Origin of the sequence: Streptomyces sp. CS113 (assembly GCF_002188365.1) — a bacterium.
Taxonomy (GTDB): Bacteria; Actinomycetota; Actinomycetes; order Streptomycetales; family Streptomycetaceae; genus Streptomyces; species Streptomyces tendae.
Window position 1 is genome coordinate 3894796 of the sequence record NZ_KZ195574.1, and the last position, 17801, is coordinate 3912596.

A 17801-nucleotide genomic window follows, 5' to 3' on the forward strand; every position below is an offset into this window, starting at 1 on the left:
CTACTCCTCAGTAACCCAATCGTTGCCGTCCGGCCACTTGATGGGGCGAGCATGCACGCGACAACTTTGTGCCGTCAGGCATCCGCGCAGGCATGAGAGGACCCCACCCCCCATGACCGACCAGACCGGACAGACCGGACAGACCCGTCGTCTCTGGTGGCGTGCCGCGGGCACGGCCGCCGTCACCGCGGCGGCGCTCACCGCGACGGTCACCCCGTCCGTCGCCGCCCCGGCCGAGGCGCCGCCCGCGACGGCCACGGTCGCCGCGGCCGCCGGCTCCGCGGCCGCCGACGTCGACTACGACACCTGGCAGCGGGACTGCCGGGCCGTGATGGACGCGGCGCTGCCGTACCTGAAGGAGCGGATCGCCGACACCGCGCCCGGCGAGAAGCAGGCGATCGTCCTCGACATCGACAACACCTCCCTGGAGACCGACTTCGGCTTCAGCTACCCGCAGCCCGCCAACCGGCCGGTCCTAGAGGCCGCCGAGTACGCGCAGGAGCACGGCGTCGCCCTGTTCTTCGTGACCGCCCGCCCCGGCATCATCGAGGCGCCCACCGAGTGGAACCTGGCCCACGCCGGGTACGAGTCCTCCGGGCTGCACGTCCGCGGCTTCCTCGACCTGTTCAAGGACGTCGCCGAGTACAAGACCGAACAGCGCGCCGAGATCGAGGCCAAGGGCTACACGATCATCGCGAACATCGGCAACAGCGCCACCGACCTGTCGGGCGGCCACGCCGAGAAGACGTTCAAGCTCCCGGACTACGACGGCCAGCTGTCCTGACGCGGGCCGGCTGACGCCCGATAGGCTCCCGTGGTCGATCGATCACGGGGGTGGCGCGTGGAACCGGCGGTACTCGGGGGGAAGTTGGCGTCCAGCCTCATCGCCCCGCTGGTGAAGAAGCTGTTCGTGACGGGCGGCCCCGGCGCCGGACTGGTCGACCGGCCGGTCCGGCTGGACCGCCTGGTGTCCTTCCGGGGCGAGCGGCGCACGCTGGGCGAGAGGGAGGTACGGCTGCTCGCCGGGAAGCTGGTGGCGGCGGCCCTGGACTCCCCGGGCGAGCCGCCCTTCCCCCGCGACGAGACCGAGGCCGTCGCCGACGCCCTGGCGGCGCGGCTCCTCGCCCTGGGCGACCTGGACATGGACGACGTGCAGGCGGTGCGCCTGGGCCACGGTGAGCTGGCCGCCCGGCTGCGGCGGCAGGCGGCCGGTTCCGCAGACGGGCTCTCCACCGACGCCCGCTACTTCCTCGACTCGGCGACCGAGTGGGCCTGCCTGCACGTCCTGGAGTTCTTCACCCGGCGGTCCACGTTCGTCGCGCGCACGCTGGTCGCCCAGACCCGGGGCCAGGCCGAGCTGATCGCGAAGGTCGACGAGCTGATCGCCCGCGTCCCCAGGCCGAACGCCCGGGACACGGCGTTCGAACGCCGGTACCTGCCGTACGTCGCGGACCGGCACAACCGCATCACCATCTACGGCATCGACCTGCGCGACTCGCCGGACCGGTGGCCGTTGGAGGTCGCCTACCTGAGCCTGGAGGCGACCGCCGGGGAGGAGCACACCGCGCTCCCCGGGGAGGACGCCGAACCGGAACGCACCGTCCGCCTCCCCGCCGAGGCAGCGCTGACCACCCACGACCGCGTCCTGCTGCGCGGCGACGCGGGCTCCGGCAAGACGACGCTGGTGCAGTGGCTGGCGGTGACCGCGGCACGGGACGGGGACCGGGTCCCGTACGTCCTGCCGCTGCGCACACTGACCCGGGCGGGCGCGCTGCCCTCCCCCGCGGCCTTCCTCACCGCCGTGGGCTGCCCGCTCACCCCGCCGGAGGGCTGGGCCGAGCGGGTGCTGGGCGCCGGCCGGGGCCTGGTCCTCGTCGACGGCCTGGACGAGATCCCCGCCGCGGAACGGCACCGCACCCGCGACTGGCTCCTCGCCCTGATCCGCGCCTTCCCCGGCAACCACTGGCTGCTCACCTCCCGCCCCACCGCCGTACGCGGTGACTGGCTGGCCGCGGAGGGCTTCCGGGAGCGGTCTCTCGTCCCGATGCGGGAGCCCGATGTCGCGACCTTCGTACGGCGCTGGCACGCGGCCGCCGAGGCACCCGAGTTCGAGGTCCGGCTGCTGGACTCCCTGCGCACCAAGCGGGATCTGGCCCGGCTCGCCACCAACCCCCTGATGTGCGGCCTCCTCTGCGCCCTGCACCGGGAGCGCCGCGGCTACCTCCCCACCGGCCGCAAGGAGTTGTACGACGCCGCCCTGACGATGCTGCTGGCCCGCCGGGACCGGGAGCGGGGCATGGAGGCGGTGGAGCTGAGCGAGGAGGCGCAACTGGAGCTGCTCCAGCGGCTGGCGTACGCGCTGGTGCTGAGCGGGCGCACGGAGATGGCGGTGGAGACCGCCGAGGGCATCGTGGAGCGCGCGCTGCCGTCGGTGGCCTCGGCGGCGGGGCAGGGCGACGCGGCGACGGTGCTGCGGGCGCTGGTCCTGCGCAGCGGGCTGCTCCGGCGGCCCGGCGAGGGCACCCTGGACTTCGTGCACCGCACCTTCCAGGACTACCTGGGCGCGCGGTACGCGGTCGAGGAGGGCCATCTCGACGTGATCGCGGGGCGCGCGGGCGACACCCAGTGGGAGGACGTCATCCGCATGGCGGTGGCCCACGCCCGTCCCGGCGAGCGAGCGGTCCTCCTGCGGAGGCTGCTGGCGGAGAACACCCCGCGGCTGACCCTGCTGGCCCTGGCCTGCCTGGAGCACGCGACGGCCCTGGACCCGGCGGTACGGGCCGAGGTGGAGGCGCGGGCGGGAACGCTGATCCCGCCGAGATCACTGGAGCACGCGAGGGCACTGGCACAGGCGGGGGCCCTGGTGCTCGAACTGCTGCCGGGCCCCCAGGGGCTCACGGACGAGCAGGCGCACAGGGTGACCGTCACGGCCTCCCTGCTGGCGGAGAGCGAACCGAGCGGAGCCCTGGCGGTACTGCACCGGTTCCGGGAGCATCCCTCACTCACGGTGCGCAGGCAGTTGGTGGGCACATGGGAGAGGTTCGAGACGCGGCGCTACGCCGTGGAAGTACTGGATCACCTGGACCGATCGGGGCTGTTCCTGACCTGCCAGAATCCGGCCCAGCGGAGCGCGGTCGCCGTGATGCGGCCGTGGGACCAGCTCCGGTTCGACGGCCCGCACGCGATGGCCGACATCCTGGCGTGCGTGCCGGAGCCGGGCATGCTCCGGGAACTCCTCGTGGCCTACAACCCGGAACTGACCGACCTGGCCCCTCTGCTGGGCTTCGGCTCCCTGCGGCGCCTCACCCTGCGCGAGTGCCCGTCGGCACGAGGCTTGGGGCGGCTCTCCGCGCTGCGGCTCGAAAGCCTCACGGTCTACGGCAGCACCGATCTCGAAGGGCTGGCCGAACTGGACTCACTCCGGAAGCTGGTCATCCGGCAGCAGCTGCCGGGCGACCGCCTGACCGACTCCCTCCCGACGGGCGCGCCCCTGCGCCACCTCTACCTCGGCCGGGAGGCCACCACGTTCACCGGGCTTCGAGGCCTGTCCCACTGGGGCACACTCGAACACCTCGGCCTTTCCAACCAACGGGCCACCGCTTCCGACTGGGCGGAAATCTCCCGGTTGCCCCGGCTGGCCTCGCTGCAACTCCACTCGGCGTTCCTCGACCACGAGCAGGACGCGCTGCCCGTGTTCCCCGGCGTACGCAGCGTCCAGATCCTCGAGTCCCGCCCCGTCGACGCCACCGGAGTCGCCGCCCTCTTCCCGCACGCCGAGATCGAGCTGATCTGAGGCCGCGACGACGGAAAGGGGCCGGCCCGGGACCGAAGTCCCGGGCCGACCCCTTTCAAGGCTCACCCCCGGAGGGCTACGCCTCCTTGCTCAGGTTCGGACCCGCGCCGCCGGCCGCCTGCTCGATCGGCGGGACGTCGGGGAGGGCCGACTTCTCCTCACCCCGGAAGGTGAAGGTCTTGGCGTCGCCCTCGCCCTCGGTGTCCACGACCACGATGTGACCGGGACGCAGCTCGCCGAAGAGGATCTTCTCCGACAGCGTGTCCTCGACCTCGCGCTGGATCGTGCGGCGCAGCGGACGCGCGCCCAGCACCGGGTCGTAGCCCTTCTTGGACAGCAGCTCCTTGGCGGACTGGGAGAGCTCGATGCCCATGTCCCGGTCCTTGAGGCGCTCGTCCACCTTCTGGATCATCAGGTCGACGATCCGCAGGATGTCGTCCTGGCTGAGCTGCGGGAAGACGACCACGTCGTCGACACGGTTGAGGAACTCGGGCCGGAAGTGCTGCTTCAGCTCGTCCTGGACCTTGTTCTTCATGCGCTCGTAGTTGGACTTCGTGTCACCCGCGGCGGCGAAGCCGAGGTTGAAGCCCTTGGAGATGTCCCGGGTGCCGAGGTTGGTCGTCATGATGATGACCGTGTTCTTGAAGTCCACGACCCGGCCCTGGGAGTCGGTCAGGCGACCGTCCTCCAGAATCTGGAGCAGCGAGTTGAAGATGTCCGGGTGGGCCTTCTCGACCTCGTCGAAGAGGACGACCGAGAACGGCTTGCGGCGGACCTTCTCCGTCAGCTGGCCGCCCTCCTCGTAGCCCACGTAACCGGGGGGCGAACCGAAGAGGCGCGAGACCGTGTGCTTCTCGCTGAACTCCGACATGTCGAGGGAGATCAGCGCGTCCTCGTCACCGAAGAGGAACTCCGCCAGGGCCTTGGACAGCTCGGTCTTACCGACACCGGACGGACCGGCGAAGATGAACGAGCCACCGGGACGCTTCGGGTCCTTCAGACCGGCACGGGTACGGCGGATCGCCTTGGACAGCGCCTTGACGGCGTCGACCTGGCCGATGACCCGCTTGTGGAGCTCGTCCTCCATGCGCAGCAGGCGGGACGACTCCTCCTCCGTGAGCTTGAAGACCGGGATGCCCGTCGCCGTGGCGAGGACCTCGGCGATCAGCTCGCCGTCGACCTCGGCGACGACGTCCATGTCGCCGGCCTTCCACTCCTTCTCCCGCTTGGCCTTGGCGGCCAGGAGCTGCTTCTCCTTGTCGCGCAGGGAGGCAGCCTTCTCGAAGTCCTGCGAGTCGATCGCGGACTCCTTGTCGCGGCGGACGCCGGCGATCTTCTCGTCGAACTCGCGCAGGTCCGGCGGCGCGGTCATCCGGCGGATGCGCATCCGGGAACCGGCCTCGTCGATCAGGTCGATCGCCTTGTCCGGCAGGAAGCGGTCCGAGATGTAGCGGTCGGCGAGGGTGGCCGCCTGGACCAGGGCCTCGTCCGTGATGGAGACGCGGTGGTGCGCCTCGTAGCGGTCGCGCAGACCCTTGAGGATCTCGATCGTGTGCGGCAGCGACGGCTCCGCGACCTGGATGGGCTGGAAGCGGCGCTCGAGGGCCGCGTCCTTCTCCAGGTGCTTGCGGTACTCGTCCAGCGTGGTCGCACCGATGGTCTGCAGCTCACCGCGGGCCAGCATCGGCTTGAGGATGCTCGCGGCGTCGATGGCGCCCTCGGCGGCACCCGCACCGACCAGCGTGTGCAGCTCGTCGATGAACAGGATGATGTCGCCGCGGGTGCGGATCTCCTTGAGCACCTTCTTCAGGCGCTCCTCGAAGTCACCGCGGTAGCGGGAGCCGGCGACCAGGGCGCCCAGGTCCAGGGTGTAGAGGTGCTTGTCCTTGAGGGTCTCGGGCACCTCGCCCTTGACGATGGCCTGCGCGAGGCCCTCGACGACGGCGGTCTTGCCGACGCCGGGCTCACCGATGAGCACCGGGTTGTTCTTCGTACGGCGGGACAGCACCTGCATGACCCGCTCGATCTCCTTCTCGCGCCCGATGACCGGGTCGAGCTTGGACTCGCGAGCGGCCTGGGTGAGGTTCCGGCCGAACTGGTCGAGGACCAGGGACGTGGAGGGGGTCCCCTCCGCAGGACCGCCGGCGGTGGCGGTCTCCTTGCCCTGGTAGCCGGAGAGCAGCTGGATGACCTGCTGCCGCACCCGGTTCAGATCTGCGCCCAGCTTGACCAGGACCTGGGCGGCGACGCCCTCGCCCTCACGGATCAGGCCGAGCAGGATGTGCTCCGTGCCGATGTAGTTGTGGCCCAGCTGGAGGGCCTCGCGGAGCGACAGCTCCAGAACCTTCTTGGCACGGGGGGTGAAGGGGATGTGGCCGGACGGGGCCTGCTGGCCCTGGCCGATGATCTCCTCCACCTGCTGGCGGACCGCCTCGAGCGAAATCCCGAGGCTCTCAAGGGCCTTGGCGGCGACACCCTCACCCTCGTGGATCAGGCCCAGGAGGATGTGCTCGGTGCCGATGTAGTTGTGGTTGAGCATCCGGGCTTCTTCCTGAGCCAGGACGACAACCCGCCGCGCGCGGTCGGTGAACCTCTCGAACATCGTTAATCGCTCCTCAGAGCGGTCAGGCAGTGGGGGGAACTTCCCCTCCCTGTCCTTCCGCAGCTTAGTCCCGCAAGCGGGGACCGCTCATTCCAACTGCCGACACCGTCGATGGCCTCCTGACCCCTGACGCCGACATCTGCCACAACCCGATGGTGCGAGACGATGTTCCCGCAGGCCAGGCACTTACCCCACTCGCCAGTACGCCGATGGCGAACGCGAGACGGCCCGATCTGCATGTCGCCCCCTCCCACTAGGGATGTCTTACCCGCTGGGACGGACACTCCATGCCGCGCGCACCGGTTCCCTCCGCTACGGGCGAACAACCTTGCGCCACCCCGCACCCCCGCACGCCCCCTCTTGCCAGGCTCGTTCGACACTCTGCGCATTCGGATCAGTACCCAGCGTAACCCGGGGGCTCTTCGGGCGGTTGCACTTGGCATGGTTGGCGCCTCGCACCCGGTCCCCGTGACTCCCGCGTCCCCCGTCGTGCCGTCGCCCCGCCGGCCCACCGGGGACGGCGGCGGTTCGGCGACCGAGCGGGTGCGGTGGTGGTACGAGAGCGTGATCGGGTGGCCGACGGCGCCCGGGGAGCCGGTACGGCTGCGCACGGGCGTGCGCTTCGACGTCCTGGACGTGCCGGCCGGGGCCGGGTACGCGACGCTGGAGCGGCTCGGGCGGGCCGGACGGGCAGAGCGGGCGGAGCGAGCCGGGCCGGGCGGGCGGCCGGGTGCGGGCTCGCCGGTGCCGGGGTCGCCGGTGCCGGGTTTTCCGGTGGCCGTCCAGGGCGGGCGGATGCTGCTGCTCGTGGCGGCGGGTGCCGCGGAGGAGCTGCCCGGGCTGCTGGAGTGGCTGGAGTGGGGTTCGCTGCCGCTCGACCTGACGGCCGTCGGAACGGGCGGCCTCGTGGACGCGCCCCTTGCCCCGGAGCCCGGCCCGGCCGGGCTGCCGCCGCGTCCCCCGGAGCGCGACGGCCTGCGCGGGGCCGCCGTCTGGCTGCGACCCCCGGAGCCGGGCCGCGAGGTGGGGTCCTCGCTGCCGGCCCTGTCGGTCCCCGGGCGTGCCGGGACCGCTCTCGATCTCGCCCGGCTGGTCCACACGCTGGCCACGCAGTGCCACCGTGTCCGACTCGCCGCGAGCGGCCCACCCCGGGCACGGCCCGTGGCGCGGGTCGGGTGATCAGCCGTTGGCCTGCTCGTACGCCTCGCGGACCTTCGCGGGGACCCGGCCGCGGTCGTTGACGTCCCAGCCGTTCTCCTTCGCCCAAGCGCGGATCGCCGCGGTGTCCTGGCTGCCGCCGGAAGCGGCGCGCGCCTTGCCACGGCCGCCCGAGGCACGGCCGCCGGTACGACGGCCACCCTTGAGGTACGGATCCAGAAGACCGCGGAGCTTGTCCGCGTTGGCGGTGGTGAGGTCGATCTCGTAGGTCTTGCCGTCCAGTGCGAACGTCACGGTCTCGTCTGCCTCGCCGCCGTCGAGGTCATCGACAAGAAGGACCTGAACCTTCTGTGCCACCGGATTTCCTTTCATCGATAACGTGAGGGGCGGGAGTCCGCGGCGTCCGCCGTATCGCCGTCCCTTGTTATATGCAGTACTGCAGTACGCCGGAAAGCAAACCGCTTTTGCCGGAAAAACACAAACCCCCGACGGAGACCGGTAGCCTGACTCCGGGCCGGAAACATGCGCGTTTCGGACATAGGGAACCCATGAAGGGCACCTCGGTGGAATAAACCTGCGAACGTGCGAAGGACCGCGGAAGGGCCGTGGACGCCTGGCGCCGCCCGGCGATCACAGATGCAGAAGCATCCGGCTGTTGCCCAAGGTGTTCGGTTTCACTCGTTCGAGCCCGAGGAACTCCGCAACGCCCTCGTCATAGGAACGCAGCAGCTCCGCGTACACATCGGTGTCGACCGGTGTCTCCCCGATCTCCACGAAGCCGTGCTTGCCGAAGAAGTCCACTTCGAAGGTGAGACAGAAAACGCGGCGAACACCGAGCCAGCGGGCCGTGTCCAGCAACTTCTCCAGCAGCTTGTGGCCGACGCCCGCGCCCTTGAGACCGGGCTTCACCGCGAGAGTCCGCACTTCCGCGAGGTCTTCCCACATCACGTGCAGCGCGCCGCAGCCGACCACCTCGGCGTTGTCGTCCCGTTCCGCGACCCAGAACTCCTGGATGCTCTCGTAAAGCGTCACCATCGCTTTGTCGAGCAGGATGCGGTCACGGACGTACGTGTCGAGGAGCCGGCGTACGTCCGGGACATCCCTGGTGCGGGCCCGCCGGACGCTGATGGCATTTGGCATGAGGGGACGCTATCGCTCGCCGCCGTCCGGTACCGCGCCGGGTCCCGGCGCGGGGGTTTCCGGTCCCTGCACGATGCGGATGGCGTCTCCGAGTGCCTGGCGCTGTTCCTCGCTCATCATGCCGAAGAAGGCGACGAGGGCCGCGGCGGGGTTGTCGCTCTGGGACCAGGCGTCGTTCATGAGGGCGGCGGCGTAGGCGGCGCGAGTGGAGACCGCCTCATATCGATAGGCCCGGCCTTCGGACTCGCGGCGCACCCAGCCCTTCTGATGGAGATTGTCCAAAACGGTCATCACGGTGGTGTACGCGATGGACCGTTCCTGTTGCAGGTCTTCCAGGACTTCTCGAACGGTCACGGGGCGGTTCCACTTCCACACCCTCGTCATGACCGCGTCTTCGAGTTCTCCCAATGGGCGAGGCACGCTTCGAACGATAGTGGGAGATCGGGACGATCGCGTGCCGGACGTGCGCGTTCGCCGGAAAACGGGCACGAAAGGGGCGGCGTACGGCTCCATGGGCGGGAGCCGTACGCGGGGTCGTCGGTGCGGTCAGGCCTCGGGGTGCGGGGACGCCTGCCGGGCGCCCTCCGCCCGTGCGAGGGCGGCGTCGACGACGGCGTCCTCCTTGGCCTTGTTGGCGCCGCCCTGGGTCTTCACGATCACCCGGATCAAGCCGATGAAGAAGACGGCCATGACGGCCGGGGGCAGGAGCGCGGAGACGTAGTCCATGCGACCAGGGTAGCCAGGGGCCGTCAGCCGGCCGCGAGGTGGTGCCGGGAGTCCGGGGCGGGCGGTGCCGGCGGGGCGGGCTTGCGGCGGGGGAAGACCTCGCCGGGGGTGGGGACGGGGCGCTTGGGAGTGGCGGGGGTGGGCTGGGGGGCCGGCTTCGGGGCGGGCTTCCGTGCGGGCTCCTTGTCCGGCTGCCGGCCGCCGGGGAGGGCGTGGAGGCGGGTGCGGGCGGCGTGGAGGCGGGTGCGGGCGGCGGGGAGCGTGGGGCGGCAGCGGGCCAGGAGGGCGGCCGCGGCGGGGTTGCCGCGCAGGGCGCCCAGGGCGGCGAGGTCGTCCGCGCCGGGGCGGTGACCGGCGTCCAGTGCCTCGTCCAGGAGCGCGAGGTAGCCGGTGGCGGTGCCGGGGAGGGCGGCGCGGTACCGGGCGAGGTCGGCCACCAGGAAGGCGCGGTGCCGGGCATGCTCCCGCATCGCCTCGTCCAGCGACTGGGCGAGCTGGAGGCAGTCCTGGGCCTCCTGGGCCGAGACCGGGCTGGGGTTCAGGGCGAGGGCGAGGGCACGCCGGAGCACGCACAGCTCCTGAGCACCGAACGCCATGCCGCCGCGGGGTCCGTAGGGCGTGGGCATGGGGCGACGATACGCGCTAATCAGACAAACCCCGCATAGGGGGCATGGGTGTGGCGTGGCACCCACTCGGATGCGGGTGCCTCCGGCGGTTGAGCGGGGGTGCCTGCGGCGCCTGTGCGGGTTCGGTGGGGGTGCGCGTAGCGCGGTGCGTTCGGTTGTGGGTCGGGGCCGCGCCGGGGGGTGTTCGTCCTCGGAACGGCGCGGAATCGGTTGGCTACAGAGGTTCGCGGCGTTGACGCGCCAACCGCTGCGGGCGAACACCCCCCGACACGTCCCCTTCCCGCCGTACGCGGCTGCGGGCCGTCGCCCCCGCAGCCGCGGGCAGTCGTGCCGCTGGGGCGGCACGGGTGGGCGCGGCGGCACCCCGCAAGCGCCGGGCCACGCGACCCACCCCCGCGCCCACACCCGCGCCGGCCCGCTACATGCGGGACACGTTCCGTTCGTACACCAGTCGCAGGCCCATCAGCGTCAGCCACGGCTCGTGCTCGTCGATGACCGAGGACTCCCCCAGCACCATCGGCGCCAGTCCGCCCGTCGCGATGACGGTGACGTCGTCCGGGTCGTCGGCCAGCTCCCGCGCCATGCGGTTGACGACGCCGTCGACCTGGCCGGCGAAGCCGTACACGATGCCGGACTGCATCGCCTCGACCGTGTTCTTGCCGATCACGCTGCGGGGCCGGGCCACCTCGATCTTGCGGAGCTGGGCGCCCTTGACGCCGAGCGCCTCGACCGAGATCTCGATGCCGGGGGCGATGACGCCGCCGATGTACTCCCCGCGCGCGCTGACCGCGTCGAACGTCGTCGCCGTGCCGAAGTCCACGACGATCGCCGGGCCGCCGTAGAGCTCGACGGCCGCGACCGCGTTGATGATGCGGTCCGCGCCGACCTCCTTGGGGTGGTCGGTGAGGATCGGGACGCCGGTCTTGACGCCCGGTTCGACCAGGACCGCGGGGACGTCGCCGTAGTAGCGGCGGGTGACCTCGCGCAGTTCGTGCAGGACCGAGGGGACCGTCGCGCAGATGGCGATGCCGTCGATACCGTCGCCCAGCTCGTCGCCGAGCAGCGGGTGCATGCCCATCAGGCCCTGGAGGAGGACCGCCAGTTCGTCGGCCGTGCGGCGCGAGTCCGTGGAGATGCGCCAGTGCTCGACGATGTCCTCGCCGTCGAAGAGGCCGAGGACGGTGTGCGTGTTGCCTACGTCGATCGTCAGCAGCATGGGGTCTACTCCGCCGCTCGCAGGTCCAGGCCGATGTCCAGGATCGGGGAGCTGTGGGTGAGGGCCCCCACGGCCAGGTAGTCGACGCCCGTGTCGGCGTACGCCTTGGCGTTGGCGAGGGTCAGGCGGCCCGAGGCCTCCAGCGCGGCGCGGCCGGCGACCAGGGCGACCGCCTCCTCGCACTCGTCCGGGGTGAAGTTGTCCAGCAGGATCAGGTCGGCGCCCGCGTCCACGACCTCGCGCAGCTGGTGCAGGGTGTCGACCTCGACCTCGATGGGCACGTCGGGGAAGCTCTCGCGCACGGCGTTGAAGGCCTCGGCGACGCCGCCCGCGGCGACCACGTGGTTGTCCTTGACCAGGGCCGCGTCCGAGAGGGACATGCGGTGGTTGACGCCGCCGCCGCAGCGGACCGCGAACTTCTCCAGGCTGCGCAGGCCCGGCGTCGTCTTGCGGGTGTCGCGGACCTCGGCCTTCGTGCCGTCCAGGGCGTCCGCCCACGCGCGCGTGGCCGACGCGATGCCCGACATGCGGCACAGCAGGTTCAGCGCGCTGCGCTCGGCGGTCAGGAGGTCGCGGGTGCGGGTGGTGACGGAGAGCAGCTTCTGGTCCGCCTCCACGCGGTCGCCGTCCTCGACGTGGCGCTCCACCTCGAACTCGTCCGTGCAGACGATGGAGAGGACCGCCTCGGCGACCCGGAGGCCCGCCACGACGCCCGCCTCACGCGCGGTGAAGTCGGCGGTGGCCACGGCGTCCTCGGGGATGGTCGCGACGGTCGTCACGTCCACGCCGCCCGCCAGGTCCTCCTGGATGGCGACGTTCGCGATGTCCTCGACCTCGACGGGGTCGAGGCCGGAGTCGAGCAGGAGGGCGGCGAGGGACGGGTCGAGGCCGCACTCCGTGTAGGCGTCCTCTTCGGTGTCCGCGCCGCAGGCACAGCCGTCGCCGCAGCCTCCGGCGGAGGCGAGGGGGAGTTCGGTGGGGTCGGAGGGGTTCACTGCTGTCACTGCTCCTGGGGACGGTGCGTCGGCTGGGCGCCGTGGACGGTCGGGGGGAATTCTGGCGTGTCCGTGGTGTGCACGGCGAGGGTGCGGTCCGGGTTCAGCCGTACGACGATGTGGCGGCGCCACGTGGTGTCGTCGCGGTCCGCGTGGTCCTCGCGCCAGTGGCAGCCGCGGGTCTCCTCGCGCCGTGCCGCCGCGGCCACCAGGACCCGGGCCACGCACAGGAGGTTGGTGGCCTCCCAGGTGTCGACGCCCGGCTCGGACGTCTTGCCGTGCTCGTGCAGGGCCTCGCGGGCCTCGGTGTGCAGACCGTCCAGCAGGTCGGCCGCGCGCGCGAGGGAGTCGGCCGAGCGCAGGATGCCGGCGCCGTCCGTCATGATCCGCTGAATGGTGAGGCGGGCCTCGGGCGGGAGGAGGGGGTGCTCCGGGTGGTACGGGTGCGGGAGGGGGGCCGGCACGCGTGCGTGGAGGGTGCCCGCCGTGTGGCCCGCCGCGATGTCGGCGGCGATGCGCTCGGCGTAGACCAGTCCCTCCAGGAGGGAGTTGGAGGCCAGGCGGTTGGCGCCGTGCACGCCGGTGCAGGCGGCCTCGCCGCAGGCGTACAGGCCGGGGACCGTCGTACGGCCGTGGTCGTCGGTGCGGACGCCGCCCGAGGCGTGGTGGGCGGCCGGGGCGACGGGGATCGGCTCGGTGACCGGGTCGATGCCGTGGGCGCGGCAGGCGGCGAGGATCGTGGGGAAGCGGTGCTCCCACATCGCCCTGCCGAAGTGGCGGGCGTCCAGGTACACGTGCTCGGTGCCCTGCTCCTGCATGCGGCGCGTGATGCCCTTGGCGACGACGTCGCGCGGGGCGAGTTCGGCGAGTTCGTGCTGCCCCAGCATGAAGCGCACGCCGTCCGCGTCCACCAGGTGGGCGCCCTCGCCGCGCACCGCCTCGGAGACCAGGGGCTGCTGTCCCTCGGCGTCCGGGCCGAGGAAGAGGACGGTGGGGTGGAACTGCACGAATTCGAGGTCGCTGATCTCGGCGCCCGCGCGGAGGGCGAGGGCCACGCCGTCACCGGTGGAGACGGCGGGGTTCGTGGTGGCCGAGAAGACCTGGCCCATGCCGCCGGTGGCGAGGACGACCGCGGGGGCGTGCACCGCCCCGACGCCGTCGTGCTGGCCCTCGCCCATGACGTGCAGGGTGACGCCCGCGGTGCGGCCGTCGGCGTCCGTGAGGAGGTCGAGGACGAGGGCGTTCTCGACGGTGCGGATGCCGCGCGTGCGGACCGCCTCGACCAGGGCGCGGGAAATCTCGGCGCCCGTGGCGTCGCCGCCCGCGTGGGCGATGCGGCGGCGGTGGTGGCCGCCCTCGCGGGTGAGGGCCAGGCCGCCCTCGGTGGACTCGTCGAAGTGCGCGCCGGTCGCGATGAGCCGGCGTACGGCGTCCGGGCCCTCGGTGACCAGGATGCGGACCGCGTCCGCGTCGCACAGGCCGGCGCCGGCGACCAGGGTGTCGTCCAGGTGCTGCTCGGGGGTGTCGCCCTCGCCGAGGGCCGCGGCGACGCCGCCCTGCGCCCAGCGGGTGGAGCCGTCGTCCAGGCGGGCCTTGGTGACGACGACGGTCCGCAGTCCGGCGGCCTCGCAGCGCAGGGCCGCGGTGAGGCCCGCGACGCCGGAGCCGACGACCACCACGTCGGCGGCGACGGCCCAGCCGGGCGCGGGGGCGTGCAGTCGTATGCCTGTGCTGGTCACGAGGCGGCTCCGAACGGTCCGAAGGTGAGGTGGACGTTGTCGATCAGGCGGGTCGCGCCGACCCGGGCGGCGACGGCGAGGACCGCCTCACCGGTGTGGTCGTCACCGATCTCGGTGAAGTCCGACGGGTCGACCAGGGCGAGGTAGTCCAGCTCCAGGGGCGGGGTGGCGCGGGCGGCGTCGTCCAGGACCAGGCGGGCGGCGTCCCGGACGGCGGTGGCGCTGCCGGGCGCGGACGTGGCGACGGCGTGGGCGTCGGCCGCCGCGCGGGACTCGCCCAGGGCGCTGAGCGCCTCCGCGCGGGCCCGGGTGGCGGGCACCTCGCGGGCCCGCGCGCACAGTGCCTCCTGGGCGGCGTGCCGGTCCAGACCGGCGAAGAGCGCCTGCGAGAGCGCGAGGGCGGTGCGGCGTTCCGCCGTGGAGAGGTAGCGGTTGCGGCTGGACAGGGCCAGGCCGTCCTCCTCGCGCACGGTCGGGACGCCGACGATCTCCACGCCGAAGTTCAGGTCGCGGACCATGCGGCGGATCAGCGCGAGCTGCTGGGCGTCCTTCTGGCCGTAGAGGGCGAGGTCGGGGCGGGTGAGGTGGAGCAGCTTGGCGACGACGGTGAGCATGCCGTCGAAGTGGCCGGGGCGGGAGGCGCCCTCCAGGCGTTCTCCCATGGGTCCCGCGGTGATGCGCACCTGGGGTTCGCCGCCCGGGTAGACCTCGTCGACGGCCGGGGCGAAGACGGCGTCGGCACCCGCCCGCCCGGCGATCTCCAGGTCGGCGTCCAGGGTGCGCGGGTAGCGGTCGAGGTCCTCGCCCGCGCCGAACTGGAGCGGGTTCACGAAGACCGTCGCGACGACCTCGCCGTCGGGGCCCGCGAGGTCGCGTGCCGTGCGGATCAGGGTGGCGTGGCCCTCGTGCAGGGCGCCCATCGTCATCACGACGGCCCGGCGGCCGTGCCGTACGCGCGCGTGCAGCTCGGCGGCGGTGCGCAGCAGGACGGGCGGGGTGGTGGTCATCGGGCGCCTCCGTCGGGGCCTTCGGTGCCGGGCTTTCCGTCCGGGTCCGTGCCGCCGTCGGCTCCCGCGGCTCCGTCGGCGAGGACCACGAGCAGGTCCTCGGCGAGTTCGGCCTTCAGCAGCCCGTGGTCCAGGGCGCGGTCGGCGGTCGCGCGGGCCATCGCCAGGTAGCCGGCGACGGCCTGCGGGGCGTGGGCGCGCAGCTCCACGATGTGCGCGGCGACCGTGCCCGCGTCCCCGCGCGCGACGGGGCCGGTGAGGGCCGCGTCGCCGGAGCGCAGGGCGTTGTCGAGAGAGGCGCCGAGCAGTGGGCCGAGCATCCGGTCGGGGGCCGCCACGCCGGCCGTGCGCAGCAGCTCCATCGACTGGGCCACCAGGGTGATCAGGTGGTTGGAGCCCAGGGCCAGTGCCGCGTGGTACAGCGGGCGCCTGTCCTCGGCGATCCACTCCGGCTCGCCGCCCATCTCGATGACCAGGGCCTCGGCGGCCAGGCGCAGCTCCTCGGGCGCGGTGACGCCGAAGGAGCAGCCGGCCAGGCGCTGGACGTCCACCGGGGTGCCGGTGAAGGTCATCGCCGGGTGCAGGGCCAGCGGCAGGGCGCCGGCGCGCAGCGCGGGGTCCAGGACCTTCGCGCCGTACCGCCCGGAGGTGTGCACCAGCAGCTGGCCGGGCCGTACCGCAGCGGTCTCGGCGAGCCCGGTCACCAGGCCGGGCAGGGCGTCGTCGGGGACGGTCAGCAGGACCAGCTCGGCGCGCTGAAGGACGTCCGCGGGCGTCGTGATCGGCACGTCGGGGAGGAGGGCCGCGGCACGCCTCCTGGAGGCGTCGGAGACCCCGGAGACGGCCACCGGACGGTGCCCGGCGAGTTGGAGGGACGCGGCCAGCGCCGGGCCCACCCGTCCGGCGCCGACGACGCCTACGGTGAGCCGCGCGGGGCGGTCCTTGGGGTCTGGCTGTGGGGTTGTGTTCACGCGACGACGGCCTTCCCGTTCCAGTCCGCTCGGGGTACCGGACGATTTCTCGTCATGTTAACGCGATCGGTCCGGGCGACGTCCGGTTGTCCACAGGCTGTGGGTTTCCGTGCGACGCCGGGGCACACACCGGGCGCGGGCCGGGCGCGGGCCGGGACAGGCCGGGACGGGAGCGGAAACCGGGTGCCGCGCGCCCGGTCCGCGCGACATGATCCCCACATGAGCGATACGGCAGCGAGCGATACGGCAGAGCGGGACGAGCAGCGGGAAGAGCGGCAAGAAGATCAGCAGGAAGAGCGGGACGGGCAGCGGGCACGGGACGCGCGGACGCGCGAGCGGCGCGTGGCCGCCCTCCGCGGCGCCCGGCGCGTACTCGCCCGCCCGGGCTTCGTCACGACCCTGCGGGAGCGCCTCGCCCTGCTGGACGGGCTCGACGAGCTGTACGACCTCGACGAGCCGTCCGACCTCTACGGCAACGGCGTCGTGGCGGCCCTGGAGGAGCGGACCGCCGCCCTGCTCGGCATGGAGGCCGCCGCTTTCTTCCCGACCGGGACCATGGCCCAGCAGGTGGCCCTGCGCTGCTGGGCGGGCCGCACCGGCAACCCGGTCGTCGCCCTGCACGGGCTCGGCCATCCCGAGGTGCACGAGCGGAACGCCTTCAGCCGGGTCGCCGGACTGCGTCCGGTACGGCTGACCGACGAGCCCCGTCAGCCGACCGCCGACGAGGTGCGCGGCTTCGACGAGCCCTTCGGGGCGCTGATGCTGGAGCTGCCGCTCAGGGAGGCCGGATATCTCCTGCCCACCTGGGAGGAGCTCACCGAGGTCGTCGAGGCCGCTCGGGAGCGCGACGCGGTGGTGCACTTCGACGGGGCCCGCCTGTGGGAGTGCACCGTCCACTTCGGCCGCCCCCTGGCCGAGATCGCGGGCCTGGCGGACAGCGTGTACGTCTCGTTCTACAAGTCCCTGGGGGGCTACGGCGGCGCCGCCCTGGCCGGCCCCCGGACGCTGATCGAGGAGGCCAAGGCCTGGCGGCACCGGTACGGCGGCCAGGTGTTCCAGCAGTTCCCCACGGTGCTGTCCGCGCTGGCCGGTCTGGAGCGCGAGCTGCCCCGGCTGCCCGAGTGCGTGGCCCACGCGCGCGTGGTGGCCGGCGCCCTGCGCGAAGGGCTCGCGGCGGCCGGTCTGCCGTGGGCGCGGGTGCACCCGGAGGTGCCGCACACGCACGAGTTCCAGGTCTGGCTGCCGTGCACCCCCGAGGCCGCGGGCGAGGCCGCGCTGCGGCAGGCCGAGGAGACCGGGACGATGCTGTTCTCCCAGCCCTGGGACGCGGCCGGTCCCGGGATCGCCCTCACCGAGGTCTCGGTGGGCGCGTCGGGTCTGGAGTGGACGGCCGACGACGTGCGGGCCGCGGTCGCCGACTTCGCGGCCCGGCTGACGGCGTAACGGCGGCCGGGCGCGGGGCCTGAACTGCCGCTGACGGCGTGACGGCCGGGCACGGAACCCGGCCTCCCGCTGACGGCGGGCCGGCCGAGCGGGGGCCGCCCGGGCGTCAGCCCAGGGCGCGCGGCCACCGGGACCGCCACCGGCGCAGGGCCCGCCGCAGGCGGCCCCGCGCGGGGCGGCCGGCGAGCACGGCCCGGAACTGACGGCGGTCGTGCCACTCGCGGACGACCTGCCAGTCGTGGGCGCCGGGCGCGGGCGGCCCGGGCTCGCCGAGCTGCCGGGCCCGGTGGGTGTCGAGGAGGTACTGCTGCGTGATGCTCATGGCGGACCGCCTTCTCCAGGAGACGTAAGAGGTGCGTACGGGCTCCGCGGCTGCCCCGGTGAC

At 72.9% G+C, this 17801-nt stretch carries 16 protein-coding genes; 4 read left to right on the forward strand and 12 right to left on the reverse strand.

Annotation, left to right across the window (positions count from 1 at the left end; all coding sequences use genetic code 11):
- The first annotated feature begins 112 nt into the window (after positions 1 to 112).
- Together B9W62_RS17115 and B9W62_RS17120 are read left to right on the forward strand one after the other, a co-directional pair.
- Positions 113 to 784, forward strand: coding sequence for an HAD family acid phosphatase (locus B9W62_RS17115; RefSeq protein ID WP_087807974.1), 672 nt, complete (start codon positions 113 to 115; stop codon positions 782 to 784).
- Between the two features lie 57 nt (positions 785 to 841).
- Positions 842 to 3793, forward strand: a complete 2952-nt coding sequence (locus tag B9W62_RS17120; RefSeq protein WP_087807975.1) for an NACHT domain-containing protein — start codon at positions 842 to 844, stop codon at positions 3791 to 3793.
- Between the two features lie 76 nt (positions 3794 to 3869).
- Here the strand turns inward: B9W62_RS17120 and B9W62_RS17125 are convergent, their stop codons facing one another.
- Positions 3870 to 6395: an ATP-dependent Clp protease ATP-binding subunit gene (locus B9W62_RS17125; protein ID WP_087807976.1), complete on the reverse strand. Its 2526-nt coding sequence runs from the start codon at positions 6393 to 6395 to the stop codon at positions 3870 to 3872.
- 441 nt (positions 6396 to 6836) lie between these two features.
- Between B9W62_RS17125 and B9W62_RS17135 the strand changes: the two genes are divergently transcribed.
- Positions 6837 to 7574 (forward strand): SCO3374 family protein, encoded by a 738-nt coding sequence (locus tag B9W62_RS17135; protein ID WP_087807977.1) that lies wholly within the window; start codon positions 6837 to 6839, stop codon positions 7572 to 7574.
- Here B9W62_RS17135 and B9W62_RS17140 read toward each other — a convergent pair whose 3' ends face one another.
- From B9W62_RS17140 to B9W62_RS17190, 10 genes are all read right to left on the reverse strand, one after another.
- Positions 7575 to 7910, reverse strand: a complete 336-nt coding sequence (locus B9W62_RS17140) for a histone-like nucleoid-structuring protein Lsr2 (protein ID WP_003975458.1) — start codon at positions 7908 to 7910, stop codon at positions 7575 to 7577.
- A gap of 273 nt (positions 7911 to 8183) precedes the next feature.
- Positions 8184 to 8693, reverse strand: a complete 510-nt coding sequence (locus B9W62_RS17145) for an amino-acid N-acetyltransferase (protein ID WP_087807978.1) — start codon at positions 8691 to 8693, stop codon at positions 8184 to 8186.
- 9 nt (positions 8694 to 8702) lie between these two features.
- Positions 8703 to 9101 carry a BlaI/MecI/CopY family transcriptional regulator gene (locus B9W62_RS17150; RefSeq protein ID WP_076974913.1) on the reverse strand — a complete coding sequence of 133 codons (399 nt, stop codon included), beginning with the start codon at positions 9099 to 9101 and terminating at the stop codon, positions 8703 to 8705.
- Between the two features lie 138 nt (positions 9102 to 9239).
- Entirely contained in the window at positions 9240 to 9419 is a 180-nt protein-coding gene (locus B9W62_RS17155) for a hypothetical protein (RefSeq protein ID WP_042826696.1), read from the reverse strand.
- 23 nt (positions 9420 to 9442) lie between these two features.
- Positions 9443 to 10045, reverse strand: coding sequence for a hypothetical protein (locus B9W62_RS17160; protein WP_087807979.1), 603 nt, complete (start codon positions 10043 to 10045; stop codon positions 9443 to 9445).
- A 418-nt stretch (positions 10046 to 10463) separates the two neighbouring features.
- Complete coding sequence (locus B9W62_RS17170; protein WP_003975453.1) at positions 10464 to 11261, reverse strand: type III pantothenate kinase; 798 nt, start codon at positions 11259 to 11261, stop codon at positions 10464 to 10466.
- A gap of 5 nt (positions 11262 to 11266) precedes the next feature.
- Complete coding sequence (gene nadC, locus B9W62_RS17175) at positions 11267 to 12256, reverse strand: carboxylating nicotinate-nucleotide diphosphorylase (RefSeq protein ID WP_087807980.1); 990 nt, start codon at positions 12254 to 12256, stop codon at positions 11267 to 11269.
- Between the two features lie 5 nt (positions 12257 to 12261).
- A complete protein-coding gene (locus tag B9W62_RS17180; protein ID WP_087807981.1) occupies positions 12262 to 13995 on the reverse strand; it encodes an L-aspartate oxidase in 1734 nt (577 codons plus the stop codon).
- Positions 13992 to 15002 carry a pantoate--beta-alanine ligase gene (panC, locus tag B9W62_RS17185; protein ID WP_087807982.1) on the reverse strand — a complete coding sequence of 337 codons (1011 nt, stop codon included), beginning with the start codon at positions 15000 to 15002 and terminating at the stop codon, positions 13992 to 13994. Before panC ends, B9W62_RS17180 begins: the two co-directional genes overlap by 4 nt.
- The gene (locus tag B9W62_RS17190) at positions 14999 to 15973 is read right to left on the reverse strand and encodes a Rossmann-like and DUF2520 domain-containing protein (RefSeq protein ID WP_087807983.1); all 975 of its coding nucleotides are present in this window, start codon (positions 15971 to 15973) and stop codon (positions 14999 to 15001) included. Before B9W62_RS17190 ends, panC begins: the two co-directional genes overlap by 4 nt.
- A 219-nt stretch (positions 15974 to 16192) precedes the next feature.
- On the opposite strand from B9W62_RS17190, the gene B9W62_RS17195 reads away from it, so the two are divergent.
- Positions 16193 to 17416, forward strand: a complete 1224-nt coding sequence (locus B9W62_RS17195) for a threonine aldolase family protein (protein ID WP_087807984.1) — start codon at positions 16193 to 16195, stop codon at positions 17414 to 17416.
- 106 nt (positions 17417 to 17522) lie between these two features.
- Here the strand turns inward: B9W62_RS17195 and B9W62_RS40195 are convergent, their stop codons facing one another.
- Positions 17523 to 17738, reverse strand: a complete 216-nt coding sequence (locus tag B9W62_RS40195; protein WP_179235526.1) for a hypothetical protein — start codon at positions 17736 to 17738, stop codon at positions 17523 to 17525.
- Between the last annotated feature and the right edge of the window lie 63 nt (positions 17739 to 17801).